Genomic DNA, 21,542 nt, shown 5'->3' on the forward strand with positions numbered 1-21,542 from the left:
ACCGCCATCGGGGGCAAGCCCCCTCCCACATTTTGATCTCCATGGATCAGATAGACCTCACTTTGCTCTGGCTCTGGCTCTGGCTCTGGCTTTTGATCTTAGGCGCCCCGTAAAACCACGCTGGCCGAACGCAGGCTTGAATCCGTGGGCAACCCGGCAGGACGCCGGGTTAGCCGTCCTGGGCCAGGGATGGCCCATGACGGCGGCCCACGGATTCAAGCCGGAGTGAGGGCATGCCGAGCCTAGGCGAGGCACCGAGTGGTGGGGCAAGAGCCCTTTGGTTACTTTGGGGCTTTTCCAAAGTGACCCGCTGTAAGAGCGGAACCAATAGCTGCCGTTACCTAAATAACGGATATACACACAACCCCAACCCCCGACTACCGGCACTTGTCAGAAATTTCCCACAAGAGTACAAATGTACTCCATGACAACCCTAACCCCCCGCCGCACCGCCATCCTGACCTTCATCCGCGACCGTATCGCGCAACAAGGCCAATCCCCCAGCCTCGCCGAGATCGCCGAGGCATTCGGCTTCGCCTCCCGCAGCGTCGCCCGTAAACACGTTGTGGCCCTGACCGAAGCCGGCTTCATCGAAGTCAACCCCAACCAGGCCCGTGGCATTCGCCTGCTCAACCCGCCAGCGCGGCCCGAATGGCTGGACGTCCCGGTCCTGGGCCGTGTCGCCGCCGGTTTGCCCATCGGCGCCGATGCCGAAGTCCACAGCCGCCTGCAACTCGACCCGGCCACTTTCGCGAAAACCCCGGACTATCTGTTGCGGGTGCAGGGCGACTCAATGATCGAAGACGGCATCCTCGACGGCGATTTGGTGGGCGTGCGCCGCAGTGCCGAAGCCGTGAACGGGCAGATTGTGGTGGCGCGCCTGGACGGTGAAGTCACCATCAAGCGTTTCGAACGCAATGGCGACAGCGTGCGGCTGCTGCCGCGCAACCCCGCGTATCAACCCATCGTGGTCGGGCCCGATCAGGACCTGGCCATCGAAGGCGTGTTCTGCGGCCTGGTGAGGCAAGGCTGATGGGCGCCGTCGTTGCCCTGGACGCGCTGTTCAACGGCGGGCGCGTGTGGAAGGGCCGGCCCGCCGCGCCACCGGCCAGTGTCCACCCCACGGGGCTGGCGGCGCTGGATGCGGTGCTGCCCACGGGCGGCTGGCCGGAATCGGCCCTCAGCGAAATCCTCATGGCCAAGGACGGCGTGGGCGAACTGCAACTGGTGTTGCCGACCCTGGCGCGTTTGTCGGCGGCGGGGGAGCGCATAGTGCTGGTGGCGCCGCCCTACACGCCGTACCCCCACGCCTGGCAGAACGCCGGGGTGGATTTGCGTCAGCTCGCGGTGGTCCGGGCCGAGGAGCGGGATGCGTTGTGGGCGGTCGAGCAGTGCCTGCGTTCGGGCAGTTGCGGTGCGGTGTTGTGCTGGCCGCGCAAGGCCGATGATCGTGCCTTGCGGCGCTTGCAGGTGGCGGCGGAAACCGGGCAGACCCTGGCGTTTGCCTGGCGCGCCCTGAGTGACGCGCTCAACGCCTCGCCGGCCGCTCTGCGCCTGGCGGTCGACGCCCGGCCCGCGCAAGTGCGGGTGCTCAAGTGCCGGGGCGGGCTGGCCCACCCGGCGCCGATTGCGCTGGCCGGGCACTGAGGTTGGCATGCGCTGGGTGTGTATTGTCTTCCCGCAATTGGCGCTGGACGCGGTGCAGCGTATGCATCCGACGCCGCACGAGCCGCTGGCGCTGCTGGCCGGCACGCCGCAGCGGCGCGTCCTGCAAACCGTCAACGCGGCCGCGCATGCCTTGGGCCTGCGCTCCGGTCAATCGCTGACGGCGGCGCATGCGCTGGTCAAAACCTTTGCCTGCGCCGAATACGACCCCGTGGAGATCGAACGCTGGCAGCAGTTTCTGGCGGCCTGGGCCTACCAGTTCAGTTCCCAGGTCAGCGTGTTTTACCCGCGCGCCTTGCTGTTTGAGATCGAGTCGAGCCTGGGCCTGTTCGGGCCCTGGCCGCGCTTCGAGGCCCGTCTGCGCAAAGAGCTGAGCGAGCTGGGCTTTCGTCATCGCATCGTCGCTGCGCCCAACCCGGCGGCGGCGCGGGTGCTGGCGAACCGTTACGATGGCCTGGCCGTGGCCGATGATCACGCGTTGATGCAGGCCTTGGCGCCACTGCCCATCGACCGCGCCGGCCTGGACCCGCAGGCCGCTATCGCCTTGTCGCGCATGGGCTTGCGCAGCCTGGCCCAGGTGCAGGCGTTGCCCCGGCACACCCTGGCGCGGCGCTTCGATGCGGCGTTGCTCAAGCATCTGGATGCCCTGAGCGGGCAGCGGCCGTTGGCGCTGGGCTTCTATCAGCCGCCGGACCGCTTCGATGTACGCATCGAGCTGAACTACGACGTGCAATCCCACCAGGCCCTGTTATTCCCGCTGCGCCGCCTGACCGGCGACCTGTCCGCCTTCCTCTGTGGCCGCGACAGTGGCGTCCAGCGTTTCGCCCTGCACCTGGAACACGCCCAGGCCCCCGACAGCGTGATCCCGGTCGGCCTGCTCAGCGCCGAGCGTGAAGCGCCGATGCTGTTCGAACTGGCCCGCGGGCGTCTGGAGCAGGTGCAAGTGACGTCCCCCGTGCGCGGTGTTCGCCTGGTGGCCCAGGACCTGCCGGTGTTCGTGCCGCAACGCCAGGACCTGTTCGACGACCGCCCGCAACAGACCCTGCCCTGGGCGCAACTGCGCGAACGCCTGCGCGCCCGGCTTGGCGATGAGGCGGTACACGGCCTGCGCTTTCACGCCGACCACCGCCCCGAATGTGCCTGGCAAGCGGCGACCGATAAAAACCCGTGCCCCACTTTGAACAACGTGCAACGCCCCGGCTGGCTGCTCGCCGAGCCGACCTTGCTGGCCGAGGCGGGCGTGCAGATCCTGAAGGGCCCGGAGCGCATCGAATCGGGCTGGTGGGATGGCGCCGATATCCGCCGCGACTATTACCTGATCCAGACCCGCGCCGGCCAGCAAGGCTGGGCCTACCGCACCGTGGGGCAATGCGACGGGTTGTGGCTGCAAGGCTGGTTCGCATGAGTTACGCCGAGCTGCATTGCCTGTCCAACTTCAGCTTCCAGCGCGGCGCCTCCACGGCGCTGGAGTTGTTCGAGCGGGCCAAGCGCGAGGGCTACAGCGCCCTGGCGATCACTGACGAATGCACCCTGGCCGGCATCGTGCGCGCCTGGCAGGCGGCGAAAGCGGTGGGTTTGCCGCTGATCATCGGCAGTGAGATGCGCGTCGAAAACGGCCCGAAACTGCTACTGCTGGTGGAAGACCTCAGCGGCTACCAGCACCTGTGCCGCTTGATCACCCTGGCCCGACGACGGGCGGAGAAGGGCCGTTATCGCCTGCTGCCAGAAGACTTCGACCAACCGCTGCCCGGCCTGTTGGCGCTCTGGATTGCCGAAGACAGCGACACCCAGGCCTCGATCCAATGGCTGCGCCGTACCTTCGCCGAGCGCCTGTGGCTGGCGGTGCATCTGCATTGCGGGCAGGACGATGCGCGTCACCTGGAGCAACGCCTGGCACTGGCCGCCAGCCTGCAGCTCCCGGCGGTGGCCTGCGGCGATGTGCATATGCATGCCCGCGGCCGCCGCGCCCTGCAAGACACCATGACCGCCATCCGCCATCACGTACCGGTGGCCGAAGCCGGCACGCGCCTGCATCCCAATGGCGAGCGGCATCTGCGCAGCCTGTCGGCGTTACAGGCGTTGTATCCGCCGTCGTTGCTCGACGAAACACTGGCCATCGCGCGCCGTTGCACCTTCGACCTCAGCCAACTGCGCTACCACTATCCGCGTGAGCTGGTGCCCGCCGGCCATGACGCCCGATCCTGGCTGCGCGCCGTCACCGAAGAAGGCATCGCCCGGCGCTGGCCGCAAGGGGTCGACGCCAAGACCCGGCAGCAGATCGACCGCGAGTTGGAACTGATCAGCGAGCTGGGCTATGAAAGCTATTTCCTCACGGTGCATGACATCGTGCGCTTTGCCCGCAGCCGTTCGATCCTGTGCCAGGGCCGGGGTTCGGCGGCCAACTCGGCGGTGTGTTTTGCCTTGGGCATCACCGAGATCAACCCGAGCCTGATGAACATGCTGTTCGAGCGCTTCCTGTCCCGGGAGCGTAACGAGCCGCCGGACATCGACGTCGACTTCGAGCACGAACGCCGCGAAGAGGTGCTGCAATACGTATTCCAGCGCTACGGCCGCACCCGCGCAGCACTGACGGCGGTGGTCAGCAGCTACCACGGTGCCGGCGCGGTGCGCGATGTGGCCAAGGCCCTGGGTTTGCCGCCGGACCAGGTCAATGCCCTGGCCGAGTGCTGCGGGCGCTGGAGTGACCAGGCGCCGCCCCTGGAACGCCTGCGCGAGGGCGGTTTCGACCCCGACAGCCCGGTGCTGCGCCGCATACTCGCGCTGACCCAGCAACTGATCGGCTTCCCCCGGCACCTGTCCCAGCACCCCGGCGGCTTCGTGATTTCCGAACACCCGCTGGACACCCTGGTGCCGGTGGAAAATGCGGCGATGGCCGAGCGCACCATCATCCAGTGGGACAAGGACGACCTCGACGCCGTCGGCCTGCTCAAGGTGGATATCCTCGCCCTGGGCATGCTCAGCGCGATCCGCCGCTGTTTCGACCTGCTGCGTCGCCACCGTGGCCACGACCTGTGCCTGGCGACGATCCCCAAGGAAGACCCGGCCACCTACGCAATGATCAGCAAGGCCGACACCCTCGGCGTGTTCCAGATCGAGTCGCGGGCGCAGATGTCGATGTTGCCCAGGCTCAAGCCGCAGACCTTTTACGACCTGGTGATTGAAGTCGCCATCGTGCGCCCGGGGCCGATCCAGGGCGGCATGGTGCATCCGTACCTGCGGCGGCGGAACAAAGAGGAGCCCACCACCTATCCGTCGCCGCAGCTTGAAGCGGTGCTCGAACGCACCCTCGGCGTGCCGTTGTTCCAGGAACAGGTGATGCAGATCGCCATGGTTGCTGCCGATTACAGCCCTGGCGAAGCTGATCAGTTGCGCCGTTCCATGGCGGCCTGGAAGCGTCACGGCGGCCTTGAACCGCACCAGCAACGCTTGCGCACCGGCATGCTCAAAAACGGCTACAGCGAAGCCTTCGCCGCGCAGATCTTCGAGCAGATCAAGGGTTTTGGCAGCTATGGCTTCCCGGAATCCCACGCCGCCAGTTTTGCCTTGTTGACCTACGCCAGTTGCTGGCTCAAATGCCATGAACCGGCGGCCTTCGCCTGTGCGTTGATCAACAGTTGGCCCATGGGGTTCTACAGCCCGGACCAGATCCTGCAGGACGCGCGGCGCCATCGTTTGCAGATCCGCCCGGTGGACGTGCAGGCCAGTGACTGGGATTGCAGTCTGGAACCCATCGCTGGCGCGCAACCGGCGATTCGCCTGGGGTTGCGCATGATCGCGGGGTTTCGCGAAGAGGATGGGCGACGGATCGAAGCGGCGCGCGAGCACCGTGCATTCAGCGACATTGCCGACCTCGACCGACGCGCCGGGCTGGATCCCCGCGCCCAAGCCTTGCTGGCGGATGCCGGAGCCTTGCGGGCGTTGGCCGGCAACCGGCACACGGCGCGCTGGGAAGTGGCGGGGGTACACAAACAACTCGGGCTGTTCGCCGGCCTGCCCAGCCCCGACGAAGCGCGGGTGGAGTTGCCGACACCCACGGTGGGCGAAGACCTGCAGGCCGATTACGCCACACTCGGCACCACCCTGGGCCCGCATCCATTGGCGTTGTTGCGCGATGAATTGCGCAAACGGCGCTGCCGCAGTTCCCGCGAGCTGATGGCGGTGGAGCATGGCCGCACTGTCAGCGTCGCCGGCCTGGTGACCGGTCGCCAGCGCCCCGGCACCGCCAGCGGTGTGACCTTTGTCACCTTGGAGGATGAATTCGGCAACCTGAATGTGGTGGTCTGGCGCGACCTGGCAGAACGTCAGCGCCAGGCCCTGGTCGGCTCGCGCCTGCTCAAGGTGGACGGGCGCTGGGAGGCGGTGGGCGAGGTGCGGCACCTGATCGCTGGGCGCCTCACCGACCTGTCGCCGTTGCTGCAAGGCATCGCCGTGCGCAGCCGGGATTTTCACTGAGCATGCAATGAAACGAAATCCCGCACCTGCTGAGCCCGACATTCATCTGCTGAGCAAGCCCTATAACCCCGAAACCCAGACGCATCGGGTGCGCCGCGTGCTTGCCGCGCCACAAGGTTGACCATGACTTCATCGCGCAACATCGCTCAGATCACCACCCAACACCTTGGGTTCGTCCGGGTTCGCGGCGCTCGCGAACATAACCTGCGTAACGTCGATGTGGATATCCCGCGGGATGCCCTGGTGGTGTTTACCGGCGTGTCGGGTTCCGGCAAGTCGTCCCTGGCTTTTTCCACGGTGTATGCCGAGGCCCAGCGGCGCTATTTCGAATCGGTGGCGCCCTATGCGCGACGCCTGATCGATCAGGTCGGCGTGCCCGATGTGGACTCCATCGAAGGCCTGCCGCCTGCCGTGGCCCTGCAACAACAGCGTGGCACGCCGAGTGCGCGTTCGTCGGTGGGCAGTGTCACGACGTTGTCCAGCCTGATCCGCATGCTCTATTCGCGCGCCGGCAGTTATCCGCCGGGGCAGGCGATGCTGTATGCCGAGGATTTTTCGCCGAACCTGCCCCAGGGCGCCTGCCCGCAATGCCACGGCCTGGGCCGCGTGTATGAGGTGACCGAGGCGCTGATGGTGCCCGATCCCTCGCTGACCATCCGCCAGCGTGCGGTCGCGTCCTGGCCCTTGGCGTGGCAAGGCCAGAACCTGCGCGACATCCTGGTGACCCTGGGCTATGACGTCGACATCCCGTGGCGTGATTTGCCGAAAAAGCAGCGCGACTGGATCCTGTTCACCGAAGAAACCCCGACCGTGCCGGTGTACGCCGGTTTCACCCCGGAGCAGACCCGCGAGGCGCTGAAACGCAAGCTGGAGCCGAGCTACCAGGGCACGTTCAGCGGCGCGCGGCGCTATATCCTGCACACCTTCAGCCACACCCAAAGTGCGCTGATGAAAAAGCGTGTCGCGCAGTTCATGCAGGGCAGCGCCTGCCCGTTGTGCGACGGCAAGCGGCTGACCCAGGCGGCGTTGTCGGTGAAGTTTGCTGGGGTGGACATCGGCGAACTCTCGCAACTGTCGCTGACTCAATTGGCCGAGCTGCTGCGGCCGGTGGCGGCGGGGCAGGACACGATGAAACTGTCGCTGGAAAAGCGCCTGGCCGCCCAGCGCATCGCCGAGGATCTGCTCGAACGGGTCAGCACCCTGACCGAGCTGGGGCTGGGCTATCTGTCCCTGGAGCGCAGCACGCCGACCTTGTCGTCCGGCGAGTTGCAGCGCTTGCGCCTGGCTACGCAACTGGGCTCGCAGTTGTTTGGCGTGATCTATGTGTTGGATGAGCCGTCGGCGGGGCTGCACCCGGCGGATGGCGAAGCGCTGTTCACTGCGCTGGCGCGTTTGAAAGCCGCCGGCAATTCGTTGTTTGTGGTGGAGCACGACCTGGAAACCATGCGCCGCGCCGACTGGCTGATCGACGTCGGACCGGCGGCCGGTGAACACGGCGGGCAAGTGTTGTACAGCGGACCGCCGGCGGGTTTGGCGCAGGTTGAAGCGTCGCAGACCCGTGAGTATCTGTTTGCCGAACGGCGCCCGGCCAATCCCCGGCGCCGCGAACCGACCGGCTGGCTGAGCCTGGAGGGCGTCACACGTAATAATCTCAAGGATTTGAGTGTCGATTTCCCGCTGGGTTGCTTCACTGCGGTGACCGGTATTTCCGGCTCGGGCAAATCCAGCCTGGTCAGCCAGGCGCTGCTGGAGTTGGTGGGCAGCGGCCTCGGCCGCGTGCCGGAAAGCGACGACGAACCGAGCCTGGAAGACGATGCCCCGCCCACCAGCGGCGGGTGCATCAGCGCCGGGCTGGAACGGATTCACCGGCTGGTGCAGGTGGACCAGAAACCCATCGGCCGCACCCCGCGCTCCAACCTGGCGACCTATACCGGGCTGTTCGACAACGTGCGCAAACTGTTCGCTGCCACAGCGGCCGCGAAGCAGCGTGATTACGATGCGGGGCAGTTTTCTTTCAATGTCGCCAAGGGCCGCTGCGCGAATTGCGAGGGCGAAGGGTTCGTCAGCGTTGAGTTGCTGTTCATGCCCAGCGTGTATGCGCCGTGCCCGACCTGCCACGGGGCGCGCTACAACCCCGAGACCCTGGCGATCCAATGGCAAGGTTTGAACATTGCCCAAGTGCTCGGCTTGACCGTCGAGCAGGCGGTGGAGGTGTTTGCCGAGCAGCCGGGGGTGCTGCGGTCGTTGCTGGTGCTGCGCGACATCGGCCTGGGCTATCTGCGCCTCGGCCAACCGGCGACGGAACTGTCCGGGGGCGAAGCGCAGCGCATCAAGCTGGCCACCGAGCTGCAACGCAATGCCCGGGGCGCCACCTTGTATGTGCTGGACGAGCCGACGACCGGCCTGCACCCACGGGATGTGGACCGCTTGCTCAGCCAACTGAACCATCTGGTCGACGCCGGGCATACGGTGGTTGTGGTGGAGCATGAAATGCGCGTGGTGGCCCAGAGTGACTGGGTGATTGATATCGGGCCGGGCGCTGGGGACCTGGGCGGCAAGGTGGTTGCCAGCGGCACGCCGCGACAGGTGGCGAAGAGCAAGAAAAGCCGCACCGCGCCGTTTCTCGCCCGGGAGCTGGTCTGACCATCAATGGGGCGCACTTCAGTGGTTCAGGTACTCATGCAGTGACTGATGCACCGCTATCGGGGGCAAGCCCCCTCCCACATGGGAGAGTGGGGCTCACCGCCGGCACCCGAGCATGAGCAAATGCCACTAACCCTGCCGATCAACCAAGGGAATGCGGTCAATGTGGGAGGGGGCTTGCCCCCGATAGCGGAGTGTCAGTCACCGTTGTGATCAATGTTCCTGCCGTTGGATCTGTTGCTTGGCCAGCTTCACCACATTCTCCACGGTAAACCCGAACTTCTCCTGCAACTTGGCCAGGGGCGCCGATGCGCCAAAGCTGCTCATCACCACTTTGGCGCCGGTCTGTCCGACATAGCGGTCCCAGCCCAACGGACCGGCCTGTTCCACCACCACCCGCGCGGTCACCGCTGGCGGCAGTACGCTGTCGCGGTAGGCGGTGGGCTGCTCTTCGAACAGCTCCCAGCTGGGCATCGAGACCACCTGCGCGGCAATGCCTTCGCCTTTGAGCTGTTCATACGCCGCCACCGCCAGGCTGACTTCGCTGCCGGTTGCCAGCAGGATGACCTCGGGGTGTGCGGCGCCGGCCAGCACATAGGCGCCCTTGGCGGCACCGGACGCGGCTGCGTACTGCGTGCGGTCCAGAGTCGGCAGCGGTTGGCGCGACAACACCATGCAGCTCGGCCGGTGAGTCTGGGCCAGGGCAACCTTCCACAGTTCCAGGGTTTCATTCGCGTCGCCGGGACGCAGGGTCAGCAACCCCGGCGTGGCGCGCAGTTGGCTCAGGTGTTCGATCGGCTGGTGCGTCGGGCCGTCTTCGCCGACGCCGATCGAGTCATGGGTAAACACGAACACCACCGGCAATTCCATGATTGCCGCGAGGCGGATCGGCGGCTTCATGTAGTCGCTGAACACCAGGAACGTCGAGGTGTACGGGCGCAGGTAGGACAGCGCCATGCCATTGGCGATCGCCCCCATGGCATGTTCACGGATGCCGAAGTGCAGGTTGCGTCCGCTGTAGTCGTCGGCACTGAAACGTCCGGCGCCGTCGAAGGTCAGGTTGGTTTTGGTCGACGGCGACAAATCCGCCGAGCCGCCCAGCAGCCAGGGAATCTGCCGGGCGAAGGCATTCAGCACCGCGCCGCCGGCGGCACGGCTGGCCACGCCCTTGGCGTCGGAGTCGAAGCTGGGCAGTTCAGCTTGCCATTGCTCGGGCATGTTCCCGGCGCGCATGCGTTGCAGTTCGTCGGCCAGTTGCGGGTCGAGGGACGCCAGGGTTTGCTGCCACTGTCGGTACAACGGCTCGGCCCGCGCGTGCAATGCATCACGCAACACCGTGCGCGCCTCCTCGGGCACCAGGAAGCTGGCGTCTTCCGGCCAGCCATACGCGGCCTTGGTCAGGCGGATCTCCGCCTCGCCCAGCGGCTCGCCATGGGCGGCGGCGGTGTTGTGTTTGTGCGGCGAGCCGTAGCCGATCACGCTGTCGACCACGATCAGGGTCGGCGCACCGGTATTGCGCTGGAAGGTTTCCAGCGCCGTGCTCAGAGCACTCAGATCGTTGGCATCGGTCACATGCAAGGTGTGCCAGCCATAGGCCTGGAAGCGCTGGATCACGTCCTCGCTGAAGGCCAGTTCGGTGTGGCCTTCGATGCTGATGGTGTTGTTGTCATAGATCCAGCACAGGTTGTCCAACCGCAAATGCCCGGCCAGGGAGGCGGCTTCGCTGCTGATGCCTTCCATCATGTCGCCGTCGCCGCACAGGGTGTAGACGTTGTAGTCGAACAGCACCTGGCCGTCGCGGTTGAAGCGCTCGCCCAGCCAGCGCCCGGCCATGGCCATGCCGACGCTGTTGGCGCACCCCTGGCCGAGGGGGCCGGTGGTGGTTTCTACGCCGGTGGTCATGCGGTACTCGGGGTGGCCTGGGGTCTTGGAACCCATCTGCCGGAACTGCTGGATATCGTCCAGGCTGATCGCCGGCAGCCCCGAGCGCTGGCCCTGGGCATCGATCTCGACCACGCCGGCCAGGTGCAGCAACGAATACAGCAGCATCGATGCATGCCCCACCGACAACACAAAACGGTCGCGGTTGGGCCAGTCGGGATGCTCCGGGTGATAACGCAGGAAGCGACTCCACAACGTATACCCCACCGGCGCCAGGCCCATGGGCGTGCCGGGGTGGCCGGAATTGGCCTTCTGCACGGCATCCATGGCCAGGGTGCGCAGGGTGTTGATGCATTGGGTGTCGACAGCGGTGGCGGCGTGATTCATGAAACCGGTCTCCCTCGGGTGGCGATCTACAGTGGAGGGCAGGGCGCGGCAAAGGTTTGATTCCATCGCCGGTGTAGCGACGAACGGAACTGGTTTGCCCGCAAACATGACAAGACCCCTTGGAATGGGCTAGCTTCAAGGGCGTAATCATTGATCAACTTGCGGAGGTAGGCCATGCCAGTGAAACACGACCTGTATCAGGACTTGGGTTTGAGCAAGGACGAAGTCGATGGACACCGGGCGAAAAATCCGCGTCTGAACGCGCTGTTTGATAAATACAACGCCGTCGACGAACTGGTGGTGAGCGCTGAAAAGGCGGCCGGCAGCGATGAGGAACTGAAGAAGTTAAAGGAAAAACGCTTGTTGGTTAAAGATGAGATCAAGGGTTTGCTGGAGTAAAGCGCGCGATCCATTCACCCCGCAGGGAGCGCGTCAGTCGCTCCCTTGCACATTTTTTCAGATTTGGCTGAACGACATCCTTCCCTCCGATACTTATGATGCCCGCCGTCCACCCGGCTCTGGGGGGTTATAGGGCGCGAGGATTGCGCTGCTGAGCCGGGCGGGCAGTTTGTTTCAGGCCAGTAGCGTGTGAGTGCATTCATCCATCGAGCGTTGTTGCGTCTCGGCATACAGCGCCAACTCATCAAGAGTCTTGCGCCCCAGTGCCTGTTCGAATTCGGCCTGGTTCGAATTGGCTGCGTAGTGACTTTGCGCTGCATCCCCCAGGTTCGACTGGAAAATCCCCGCGGCACTCACCGGCAGAAAATCCTCATACACCAGCGGTTCTACATCGACGTGACCGGCGGCGATCAGTGCGTCCAGCGTGCGCGGTTGGTCGGCTTGGCCGCGTGCCGCGAGGCCTTTGTCGGTGGCGAAGTAGCGGAAGTAGGCCAGGCCTTGTTCGCGCATTTGTGTGTGGTCGTCCGGGAAGGCCTGGAAGTGCTGTTCCATCAAGTGCATGTAATGCGCGGCGTTGGCTTCGTTGGGGAAGGCGCCGAGTGCGTCGCGGGCGGCATTCAGCAGTTGGTCGTACAGCGCGCGGCCTTTGGGTGTGAGGGCGACGCCGCGTTGTTCGATTTCGCCGAAGCGTGCGCTGTGGCTGCCTTGGGTGTCGGTGAAGGCGATGGTTTCGTCGAGGGCCTTGAAGCTGGTCTGGCGCAGCAGGATCGGGCAGTGGCGGCGCGGCGGGCCTTCGATCACGGCTTTGGGGGTGATGCCTTTGCCGGGCATGGCGGCCTGGACCTGGTCGATATCCAGGGTGCGCGGGGTCAGGTGGTTGATGTGCGGGCCCTTGAAGGCCACCACGTCGGCGATCAGGCGATGCTGGTCGCTCAGTTGCCGGTACTGCGCGGCGGTGACGGTGGCGGTGTGGTGCCAGCGGAAGGTTTCCAGGGCCTGGCGGATGAATGCCTCGGCGTCGTCAGCGTTGAGGCCGCCATCGCGTTCCGCTTGTTCGATCAGGGCGAGGGCGCCGGAGGTGAAGATCGAACGCTTGGCCAGGGCGGCTTCGGCGAAGGCGCGCAGTTCGGGGTTCTCGATCAGTTCCAGGCGCAGCAACGAGGTGAATACGCGAAACGGGCTGGTTTGCAGCGCGCATTCATGCACGGCGCGAAATGCGGTGGAATGCACCGGCACGCCGGCCGGGGTCAGGTCGTAGTAGCCCACCGGTTGCATGCCCATCACCGCGAACAGGCGGCGGATGGTCGCCAGTTCGGCGGCGGTACCCAGGCGAATGGCGCCGTGGCGTTCCATGTCCAGGCGCTGGATTTCGCCGGTCCGTTGCAGCTGTTGCGCCAGGCTCGGGTCGGCGTCGAGCACGCGGCGGTTGATGTCGGCCACCAGCCCCATCAGCGCGCCGTACAGGGGCACTTCATCGCGGTACATGTCGGACATGGCCTTGGAAAAGCCTTTGCGGATGTCGTCGGGGCTGATAAACGCGGTGCTGGGCATAGAAAAATTCCTGGCTGCGGTAAGAGTAATGAATGCCGTTACCCCCGATTCTGTTGGGCGCCGCAGGCCCGCGCAAACGAAGATTCCTCTGGACTTCATTCTGCAAACGAATGAGTGGGGTAAAACCGTCTTCATGTGCATCCCGCCGGGAATGGGTTCTACACTGGCCTTACGCGATGGCTGAGGGAGGATTGGATGAGCGCCACTATTGTGCAAACCACTGAAGGCCAGCGCCTGGCCGCCGATTCCGCCGAGTGCTGGCGCGAGTGGGGCCCGTACCTGAGCGAACGCCAATGGGGCACGGTGCGCGAGGACTACAGCGCCGACGGCGATGCCTGGCGTTACTTCCCGCACGAACATGCGCGCAGCCGCGCTTACCGCTGGGGCGAGGATGGCCTGGCCGGGTTCAGTGACAAGGCGCAACGCTGGTGCCTGGGCCTGGCGCTGTGGAACGAGCGTGACGCGATCATCAAGGAGCGCCTGTTCGGCCTGAACAACGCCGAGGGCAACCACGGTGAGGACGTCAAGGAACTGTACTTTTTCGTCGACGGTGTGCCGAGTCATGCCTACATGCGTATGCTCTACAAATATCCCCACGCGGCGTTTCCCTACGCCGACCTGATCGCCGAAAACGCCCAGCGCGGGCTGGCGGACGCCGAGTACGAAATCCTCGATACCGGCGTGTTCGAAGACAACCGGTATTGCGACGTCAGCGTCGAATACGCCAAGCACCAGCCCGACGATATCTTCATGCGCGTCAGCGTCCACAACCGCTCCGACCAGCCGACACGCCTGCAAGTGCTGCCGCAGGTGTGGGCGCGCAATGATTGGAGCTGGACCGTCGGCGCGCCGAAACCGCAGTTGCGGCTGGACGGCGAGCGCGTGCTGGCGCGGCATCATGAATTGCCGGACCGCCACCTCAGCGCCTGGGGCCAGGACGGCGTCGAATGGCTGTTCTGCGAAAACGAAAGCAACGCCCCCAAGCTGGACGGGCAACCGGCGCCGGGGCCGTTCAAGGATGGGATCAACGATTACGTGGTGGCGGGGCAGGAAACCGCGATTCGCCGCGACAGCGGCACCAAGGCGGCCGCGCGTTTCGTCCTGGAGTTGGCGGGTCTGGAGCGCAAAGTCGTGTATCTGCGCTTTGCGCCCAAGGACGCGCCCGAGGTCAATGCGCGCAAGCTGTTTGAACAGCGCCGCCAGGAAGCCGATGACTTCTACGCCGCGTTGCAACAGGGTATCGCCGACGCCGACGCGCGCAATGTGCAGCGCCAGGCCCTGGCCGGTTTGCTGTGGTCCAAGCAGCTCTATTACTTCGACGTGAACCAATGGCTCGACGGCGACCCGACCCAACCCGCGCCGCCGCCCGAACGCCTGCAACGGCGCAATAGCCATTGGCGGCACCTGTCCAACTTCGACATCCTCTCCATGCCCGACACCTGGGAATACCCGTGGTACGCCTCCTGGGACCAGGGCTTTCAGGCGGTGGCCATGGCGCTGATCGATCCGGGGTATGCCAAGCAACAACTGTTGCTGCTGGTGAAGGACCGCTTCATGCACCCCAACGGCCAGTTGCCGGCCTATGAATGGCGCTTCGACGACGCCAACCCGCCGGTGCATGCCTGGGCCTGTTGGCGGGTGTATCAGCAGGACAAGACGTTGACCGGCGTCGGCGACATGGATTTCCTAGAGCGGATCTTCCACAAGTTGCTGTTGAATTTCTCCTGGTGGGTCAACCGCAAGGATGCCGAAGGGCGCAACCTGTTTCAGGGTGGGTTCCTCGGCCTGGACAATATCGCCTTGTTCGACCGCTCGGCCGCACTGCCGCCGGGCTACCAACTGGATCAGGCCGACGGCACGGCGTGGGTGGCGGCGTATGCGCTGGACCTGATGCGTATCGCGCTGGAACTGGCCAAGCGCAATGTCGTGTACGTCGATATCGCGGTGAAGTTTTTCGAGCACTTCCTGTATATCGCTGGCGCGATCAACCGTGTCGACGACAGCGCCGAGGGCCTGTGGGACGAACAGGACCTGTTCTTCTACGACGTACTGCACCGTCCCGACGGTCAGAACGAACCGGTGCGCCTGCGTTCCATCGTCGGCCTGATGCCGCTGTTCGCCGTGCTGGTGCTGGAACAGCGCGAGCATGAGGGCCTCGAAGGCTTGCGTGAGCGGTTGTTGGGCTTCATGCACCACCGGCCGGACCTGGCCAAGCTGGTCTCGCGCTGGAACGAACCGGGGCAGGGCAATCGCCTGTTGCTGGCGTTATTGCGCGGCGAGCGCACCAAGGACTTGCTGCGGCGCATGCTGGATGACGATGAGTTTCTTTCGGCGTTTGGCGTGCGCTCAATGTCCAAGGCCTTTGCCGAGCAGCCCCTGGCGCTGAAGATGAACGGCGACACGTTGTGCGCGCGCTACCAACCCGGTGAATCCGATTCGCGTTTGTACGGCGGCAATTCCAACTGGCGCGGGCCGTTGTGGATGCCGGTGAATTACATGCTGATCGAATCGTTGCGCGAGTTTCATCGGTACTACGCGGATAACTTCTCGGTGGAGTACCCGACGGGCAGTGGTTATCTGTCGTCCCTGGAGGAAGTCGCCGACAGCCTCAGCCAGCGCCTGAGCCGATTGGTCCTCAGGGATGACAATGGCCTGCGTCCGTCGATGGCCGGGTATGCGCAGTTGGAGGCGGACCCGGCCAGCCGTGATCTGGTGTTGTTCCATGAGTATTTCCATGGGGAGACCGGGCGCGGGTTGGGGGCGTCACACCAGACGGGGTGGAGTGCGTTGGTGGCGTTGCTGTTGCATGTACCCTCCACGCCTTGAATCGGGTAAATTCGCCGCCCCGAGTTTTACAAGGATGTAGATCATGGCGAACGCTGCCATCCCCCACCAGATTTGGAGCAGTTCAAGAAAGTCGACGCCGCTGATCGCCGGCCGAGAAACGACAAATCCCGCCATTGGCGGGATTTGTCGTTTCAATGCGTGCGTTACAGCCAGCGTTCTCAGGAAGGGAACAGATCGCTCAGCTTCATCGCCAGCATCATGTCGCCTTCGGTGCGCAGGTTGCCGCTCATGAAGGCCTGCATGCCGTCGGTTTCGCCGCTGACGATGCCTTTCAGTGTTTCGCCGTTCATGACCAGGGTCACCAGGGCGTCTGGGTTTTCGCCTTTCTGCAGTTCACAGGTGCCGTCTTTGACGATCAGCGAGAAGTGTTCGCTGTCATCGATACAGAAACCGAATACCAGGTCCAGGCCGGCAGCAGCGGCTGGGTTGAATTTGGCTTTCATTGCTTCTACGGCTTTAGCTACGTCAGTCATGGTTTCGATCCTTTAGGGTAGAGTCCAGCGACCTTGGGGTCACGGTTGGCCGCACTTCATCGGAAAGTGATGAGCTGCGGCGCCTTCAACAGTTGCAAGTGGGTATGACTGTTGAAGGAAGCCAGTGCCACCTCGCGACCGCGGAATTTCAGCTGGTTGAGCGAGGTGTTAACAATTTGCCAGTTCAGTTCGAAGGCCTGGGCGGCCGGCATCCGGGTAATCAGGTGGAGCAGGGCAGTAATAGTGCCGCCGGAGGTAAACACGGCGATCTTGTGCGTGTTGTCGGCCGCTTCCAGCAGACGCTGCAGGCCACCCTGGACGCGCTCGACAAACCCCAGCCAGCTTTCCAGCCCCGGCGTATCGTAAGTGCCGGCCACCCAGCGCTCGATGATCAGGGCGAAGATGCGCTGGAACTCACTGCGGTTCTGCGCGGCGTTGCGCAGGATGTCCAGGGCGTCGGGTTCGCGGGTGAGCAGGTCGGGGAGCAGGGCGCGGATGATCGCGTCGGCGTCGAATTCGTTGAAGGCGCTGTCGACTTCCAGGGCTGGAACCGCCAGGCCGAGGGCGCTGTATTGATCGAACGCGGCCGTGGCGGTGTGCTGCTGGCGGCGCAGGTCGCCGGCGACGCAGCGGTCGAACGTCACGCCCATGTCTGCCAGGTGGCGACCGAGGATTTGCGCTTGTTCCACGCCGACGGGCGACAGGACGTCATAGTCGTCTGCACCGAAGGAGGCCTGGCCATGTCGAATCAGATAGATGCTGCCCACGTCCGTTTTCCCGGTACGTTGAAAGTCTGGCGAGGTTATGAGGATGCCTGCGAGCTGTCAATGAAAAAACATACGCTTGTTTTAAAAGCGTGTTAGAGCGCCTGCCTGCTGGCGGTTTGAGCACTGGCTCCCCGGCGGTCCCGTCGGTATGCTTGGGCGATCCGCGCCTGGCGCCGTGCATTGTTAAGGAGACACATGGATTTTTTGGCTGAATACGCGAGCTTTCTGGCGAAGACCGTCACCCTGGTGGTCGCGATTCTGGTGGTACTGATCAGCTTCGCGGCACTGCGCAGCAAAGGTCGTCGCAAATCGGCTGGCCAGTTGCAGGTCAGCAAGCTGAATGATTTCTACAAAGGCCTGCGCGAGCGCCTTGAATCGACCGTGCTCGACAAGGATCAGCTCAAGGCCCTGCGCAAGTCTGAAAGCAAAGCCGAAAAGAAGAACAGCAAAAAGAAACCCGAGGCCAAGCCACGGGTGTTCGTGCTCGACTTCGACGGCGACATCAAGGCCTCGGCCACCGAGAGCCTGCGTCATGAAATCACTGGCTTGCTGAGCCTGGCCACGCCCAAGGACGAAGTGGTGCTGCGCCTGGAAAGCGGCGGCGGCATGGTTCACAGCTACGGGTTGGCGTCGTCGCAACTGGCGCGGATTCGCCAGGCGGGCGTGCCGTTGACCGTGTGCATCGACAAGGTCGCGGCCAGCGGCGGCTACATGATGGCGTGCATTGGCGAGAAGATCATCAGCGCACCGTTCGCGATCCTCGGTTCCATCGGGGTGGTGGCGCAGTTGCCCAACGTCAACCGCCTGTTGAAAAAGCACGATATCGACTTTGAAGTGCTGACCGCCGGCGAATACAAACGCACCCTCACCGTGTTTGGCGAAAACACCGAGAAGGGCCGGGAGAAGTTCCAGGAAGACCTGGACATCACCCACCAGTTGTTCAAGAACTTCGTGTCGCGCTATCGCCCGCAGCTGGCGATCGACGAAGTGGCGACCGGGGAAGTGTGGCTGGGTGTTGCAGCCCTCGACAAGCAACTGGTCGACGAGCTGCAAACCAGCGACGAATACCTGGCCACCAAGGCCAAGACCGCCGAGGTATTCCACCTGCATTACTCTGAGCGCAAGAGCCTGCAAGAGCGCGTGGGCCTGGCGGCCAGCGGTTCGGTGGACCGCGTGCTGCTGACCTGGTGGAGCCGGTTGACCCAGCAGCGGTTCTGGTAAGCCTTTTTGGGGTATAGCTAATACCTGTGGGAGGGAGCTTGCTCCCTCCCACATTTAGTTCTGTGTGGGTATCGGCTTGCGCATCAGCCTCCCCACCACCAGCGCTCCGAGCAATCCCAATAACCCTGCCACCCACAACACCCCGCTGAACCCGTCCACAAACGCCTGCCGCGCCAGCGGTTGCAGCCTCACCCGCGCCGCCTCGGGCACCAGGTTCAGCGCCGCCGGCATATCACCCGCCACCACCCGCGAAGCGATTCCCGCCACCTGCGCCTGCCATTGCGGGTCGATACTTGCGCGCAACAACTGTTCGCTGTGGCTGCTCAGCAGTGCCCCATATACGCCGATGGCCAACATGATCGCGCTGAAGCGCATGGTGGTGCTCATGCCCGAGGCCATCCCCGCACGCTCCCGTGGCACGCAGGCCATGATGTTTTTCTGCGTATCGCCGTTGAGCAAACCGGCACCGGCCCCGGTGACTGCAATCGCCAGGGCAAAGGGCAGGTAGCCGCCGACATTCAGCGCCCAGGCGCTCAACAGGTTGCCGCAGCCGACGAGGGTCAAACCGCTGGCCATCATGGTCGCCGGCGCCAAGCGTTGCGCCAGGCGTGCGCCGATCCGTGGGCCAATCAGCATTGTCAGCGCGAACGGCAGCATGCCCAGGCCCGAGGCAATCGCGGAAAAGCCCAGGCCGTTCTGCAGGTAAAACGGCAGCAACGTCATCATCACCTGGGCGCAGCCGGCGTAGGCGAACATGCCCAGCAGGGCGCCGATAAAGCGCGGGTGACGGAACAGTTGCAGGTCGACCATCGGCCGCTGCTGCAGCCGCTCGACCAGCACGAACACGCCCAGGAGCAACCCGCCACCGAGCAGGCGCGCGTAGGTCAGCGGGTTGTCCCAGCCGATGCGGTTGGCCTCGATCAACCCCCAGATCAAACACAACAGGCTGGCGCTGAATGCCAGGCTGCCCCACGGGTCGAGCCGCGCAGCCAGGGTATCGCGGGACTCGGGGATGGCGTGCAGCACCAGCGCCATCAACCCCAGGCCCACCGGCAGGTTGAGGTAGAAAATCCAGCGCCAGCCCAGGTACTCGGTGATCAAGCCGCCGAGGGTCGGTGCGGCGGTCATTGCCACGCCCATGCACGCGCCCCAGAACGCCCAGGCCTTGGCCCGTTCCACTTCGTCGTGGAAGGTGTGGCCAATGGAGGCGAGCGCCGAGGTGAGCAGCAGCGCGGCGCCGACGCCTTTGACGGCGCGCGCGATATCCAGCCACAGCGCGCTGGGCGCGGCGCCGCAGCCGAGGGAGGCGAGGATGAAAATACCCAGGCCCCAGATCAGGCTCTGCTTGCGGCCGAAGCGGTCGGCGACGCTGCCGGCGGGCAACAACAACGCGGCGAAGGCGAGCATATAGGCGCTGACCACCCACTCGATATCCGCGAAATTGGCCCCCAGGTCGCGGGCGATACTCGGCAGGGTGACGGCGACGATATTGGTGTCGAGCACGATCAGCGAGCAGACGCCGGAAGCGGTCAGCAGTGTCAGGCGTGGACTGACCCGGCTCATGCTGTAATTACCCTATAGGCAATATGGAAAAGGCAGTTGACGGACATCGCAAGGGCTCTCTACTGTTGAAGTACCTTGAGCTTATCCCCGCACGCTGCTGCCTTTGTTAGCCACGGCGAAGCACTTCATTACCTTTGAGCTAATCCTCGTATGGACATCCGCCATTTTCGCTACTTCCTGGCCGTGGCCCGACAGCGCAACTTCACCCGCGCCGCCGAGCAACTGGGCATCGCCCCGCCGACCTTGAGCCGGCAGATCCAGGACATGGAAACCAGCCTGGGCACGCGCTTGTTTATCCGTCAGCAGCGCGAAGTCAGCCTGACCGAAGCCGGCGCCGCGCTGTTGGTCGAGGCCGAAGCCACCGTGCGTCAATTCGAATTTGCCCAGCGCAGTGCCCAGCGTGCCGGGCGTGGCGAGACCGGCCACATCGAATTGGGCTACGTGGCTTCGGCGGTGTATTCCGGGCTGTTGCAGCGACAAATGCACGGGTTCAGCCAGGCGTTTCCCGACGTCAGCGTGAACGTGCGCGAATGTGCGATGGCGACCTTGCCCGGCGCGGTGGCGGATGGGCGCTACGACATAGGCTACATCCGTTCGCCGATGACGTTGCCCGACGGCGTGGAGGCGGTACGCCTGCACCGCGAAGGTTTCGTGCTGGCGCTGCCCCAGGATTCCTGGTTACTGGGCTTGAAGGGCATCGGTTGCGAGCATCTGCAAAACGAGACGTTTATCCTGCCGGAGCAGATCAGCGGCACGTTGCACGTCGCCGCCCAAGGCGGTTATGCGCCGCGCCTGGGGCCGCAGCCGGGCGGGTTGGTCGCGGTGGTGGCATTGGTGTCGTTGGGGCAGGGCGTGGCCGTGGTGCCGGCGTCGGTGGTCGGGCATGTGAGTCTGCCGGGCGTGGTCTATCGCAGTATCCAGGGCAGTGAGGCGGCGTCGTGGCTGTCGTTGATTCACCGGCGCTTCGAGCAAGCGCCGGCGGTGGCGCGGTATATCCAGCAGGTCAAGCAAGCGCCAGCCTGAAGCGTTACACCAGCCGCGGCTGCACGGAGTCGGCCAGGCGGGTGAGGATCAGGCAGCACGACACCGCGCCGGCATCCAGCACGCCCAGTGAACGCTCGCCCAGACGGCTGGCGCGGCCGATCTTGGCCACCAGGTCCTTGGTCGAGTCGCGCCCCTGTGAGGCGGCGGTTTTCATCGCGTCGAGCGCATCGCCGAAGGACGCCCCCTGCGCATGGGCCCGCTCGAACGCTTCGACCGCCGGGATCAAGGTGTCCATCAGGCACTTGTCACCCACGCCGGCCTCGGTGATGTCCTGCAACGAGGTCAGGCCGCCGCGCAGCAGGTGAGCGAAGGTGGCCGCGTCGATGTCTTCGCAGCCGCGCACTTCATCGGCCATGCCGATAAACAGGCTGCCGTACAACGGCCCCATGGAGCCGCCGATGCCTTCCATCAGGCTCAGGGTCAGTTCGTCCAGGGCTTCGGCCAGGCTCAGTTGGCGGCCTTCGATCGCGCGCCCGCAATGGGCGAAGCCCTTGGCCATGTTGATGCCGTGGTCGCCGTCGCCAATCGCGCCGTCGATTTCGCTGAGGTACTCACGGTTGGCCACGATCACGCTGACCAGGTCGGCGACGATGGCGCTGCCGTCGCGGGTGGAAAAATGCTCGCTCAT

15 protein-coding genes are annotated in these 21,542 nt (G+C 64.6%); 9 read left to right on the plus strand and 6 right to left on the minus strand.

Annotated features, from left to right (window positions below; all coding sequences use genetic code 11):
* Positions 1 to 415 precede the first annotated feature (415 nt).
* The 5 genes from lexA (at position 416) to uvrA (ending at position 8,781) form a co-directional block, all read left to right on the plus strand.
* Positions 416 to 1,033: a transcriptional repressor LexA gene (gene lexA, locus NR164_RS23205; RefSeq protein WP_017846678.1), complete on the plus strand. Its 618-nt coding sequence runs from the start codon at positions 416 to 418 to the stop codon at positions 1,031 to 1,033.
* The gene (gene imuA, locus NR164_RS23210) at positions 1,033 to 1,647 is read left to right on the plus strand and encodes a translesion DNA synthesis-associated protein ImuA (protein ID WP_017846677.1); all 615 of its coding nucleotides are present in this window, start codon (positions 1,033 to 1,035) and stop codon (positions 1,645 to 1,647) included. Before lexA ends, imuA begins: the two co-directional genes overlap by 1 nt.
* Before the next feature lie 7 nt (positions 1,648 to 1,654).
* On the plus strand, positions 1,655 to 3,070 hold the full coding sequence (locus NR164_RS23215) for a DNA polymerase Y family protein (RefSeq protein ID WP_057006075.1): 1,416 nt from the start codon (positions 1,655 to 1,657) through the stop codon (positions 3,068 to 3,070).
* Entirely contained in the window at positions 3,046 to 6,138 is a 3,093-nt protein-coding gene (locus NR164_RS23220) for an error-prone DNA polymerase (RefSeq protein WP_256823314.1), read from the plus strand. Before NR164_RS23215 ends, NR164_RS23220 begins: the two co-directional genes overlap by 25 nt.
* 123 nt (positions 6,139 to 6,261) lie before the next feature.
* On the plus strand, positions 6,262 to 8,781 hold the full coding sequence (uvrA, locus tag NR164_RS23225; RefSeq protein WP_256823315.1) for an excinuclease ABC subunit UvrA: 2,520 nt from the start codon (positions 6,262 to 6,264) through the stop codon (positions 8,779 to 8,781).
* A gap of 213 nt (positions 8,782 to 8,994) precedes the next feature.
* Here the strand turns inward: uvrA and tkt are convergent, their stop codons facing one another.
* The gene (gene tkt, locus NR164_RS23230; protein WP_256823316.1) at positions 8,995 to 11,049 is read right to left on the minus strand and encodes a transketolase; all 2,055 of its coding nucleotides are present in this window, start codon (positions 11,047 to 11,049) and stop codon (positions 8,995 to 8,997) included.
* Between the two features lie 174 nt (positions 11,050 to 11,223).
* Between tkt and NR164_RS23235 the strand changes: the two genes are divergently transcribed.
* Entirely contained in the window at positions 11,224 to 11,448 is a 225-nt protein-coding gene (locus tag NR164_RS23235; RefSeq protein ID WP_046383097.1) for a DUF465 domain-containing protein, read from the plus strand.
* A 174-nt stretch (positions 11,449 to 11,622) separates the two neighbouring features.
* Here NR164_RS23235 and NR164_RS23240 read toward each other — a convergent pair whose 3' ends face one another.
* The gene (locus tag NR164_RS23240) at positions 11,623 to 12,999 is read right to left on the minus strand and encodes a VOC family protein (protein ID WP_256823317.1); all 1,377 of its coding nucleotides are present in this window, start codon (positions 12,997 to 12,999) and stop codon (positions 11,623 to 11,625) included.
* Positions 13,000 to 13,194: 195 nt separating this feature from the next.
* Between NR164_RS23240 and NR164_RS23245 the strand changes: the two genes are divergently transcribed.
* Entirely contained in the window at positions 13,195 to 15,825 is a 2,631-nt protein-coding gene (locus NR164_RS23245; protein WP_256823318.1) for a glucosidase, read from the plus strand.
* Positions 15,826 to 16,004: 179 nt separating this feature from the next.
* On the opposite strand, the gene NR164_RS23250 is transcribed toward NR164_RS23245, so the two are convergent.
* Positions 16,005 to 16,319 carry an SCP2 sterol-binding domain-containing protein gene (locus NR164_RS23250; RefSeq protein WP_046383100.1) on the minus strand — a complete coding sequence of 105 codons (315 nt, stop codon included), beginning with the start codon at positions 16,317 to 16,319 and terminating at the stop codon, positions 16,005 to 16,007.
* 56 nt (positions 16,320 to 16,375) lie between these two features.
* Complete coding sequence (locus tag NR164_RS23255) at positions 16,376 to 17,086, minus strand: histidine phosphatase family protein (RefSeq protein WP_017846668.1); 711 nt, start codon at positions 17,084 to 17,086, stop codon at positions 16,376 to 16,378.
* Between the two features lie 195 nt (positions 17,087 to 17,281).
* Here NR164_RS23255 and sohB point away from each other — a divergent pair, with 195 nt between their 5' ends.
* The gene (gene sohB, locus NR164_RS23260; RefSeq protein WP_046383102.1) at positions 17,282 to 18,307 is read left to right on the plus strand and encodes a protease SohB; all 1,026 of its coding nucleotides are present in this window, start codon (positions 17,282 to 17,284) and stop codon (positions 18,305 to 18,307) included.
* A gap of 54 nt (positions 18,308 to 18,361) precedes the next feature.
* Here the strand turns inward: sohB and NR164_RS23265 are convergent, their stop codons facing one another.
* Positions 18,362 to 19,870, minus strand: a complete 1,509-nt coding sequence (locus tag NR164_RS23265) for an MFS transporter (protein ID WP_079444103.1) — start codon at positions 19,868 to 19,870, stop codon at positions 18,362 to 18,364.
* Between the two features lie 150 nt (positions 19,871 to 20,020).
* Between NR164_RS23265 and NR164_RS23270 the strand changes: the two genes are divergently transcribed.
* A complete protein-coding gene (locus NR164_RS23270) occupies positions 20,021 to 20,893 on the plus strand; it encodes a LysR family transcriptional regulator (protein WP_046383104.1) in 873 nt (290 codons plus the stop codon).
* Positions 20,894 to 20,897: 4 nt separating this feature from the next.
* Here the strand turns inward: NR164_RS23270 and dhaL are convergent, their stop codons facing one another.
* Positions 20,898 to 21,542: a dihydroxyacetone kinase subunit DhaL gene (gene dhaL, locus NR164_RS23275; protein ID WP_017846664.1), complete on the minus strand. Its 645-nt coding sequence runs from the start codon at positions 21,540 to 21,542 to the stop codon at positions 20,898 to 20,900.

Origin of the sequence: Pseudomonas sp. Pse79, from assembly GCF_024519615.1 — a bacterium.
In the GTDB taxonomy this organism is placed as follows: domain Bacteria; phylum Pseudomonadota; class Gammaproteobacteria; order Pseudomonadales; family Pseudomonadaceae; genus Aquipseudomonas; species Aquipseudomonas veronii.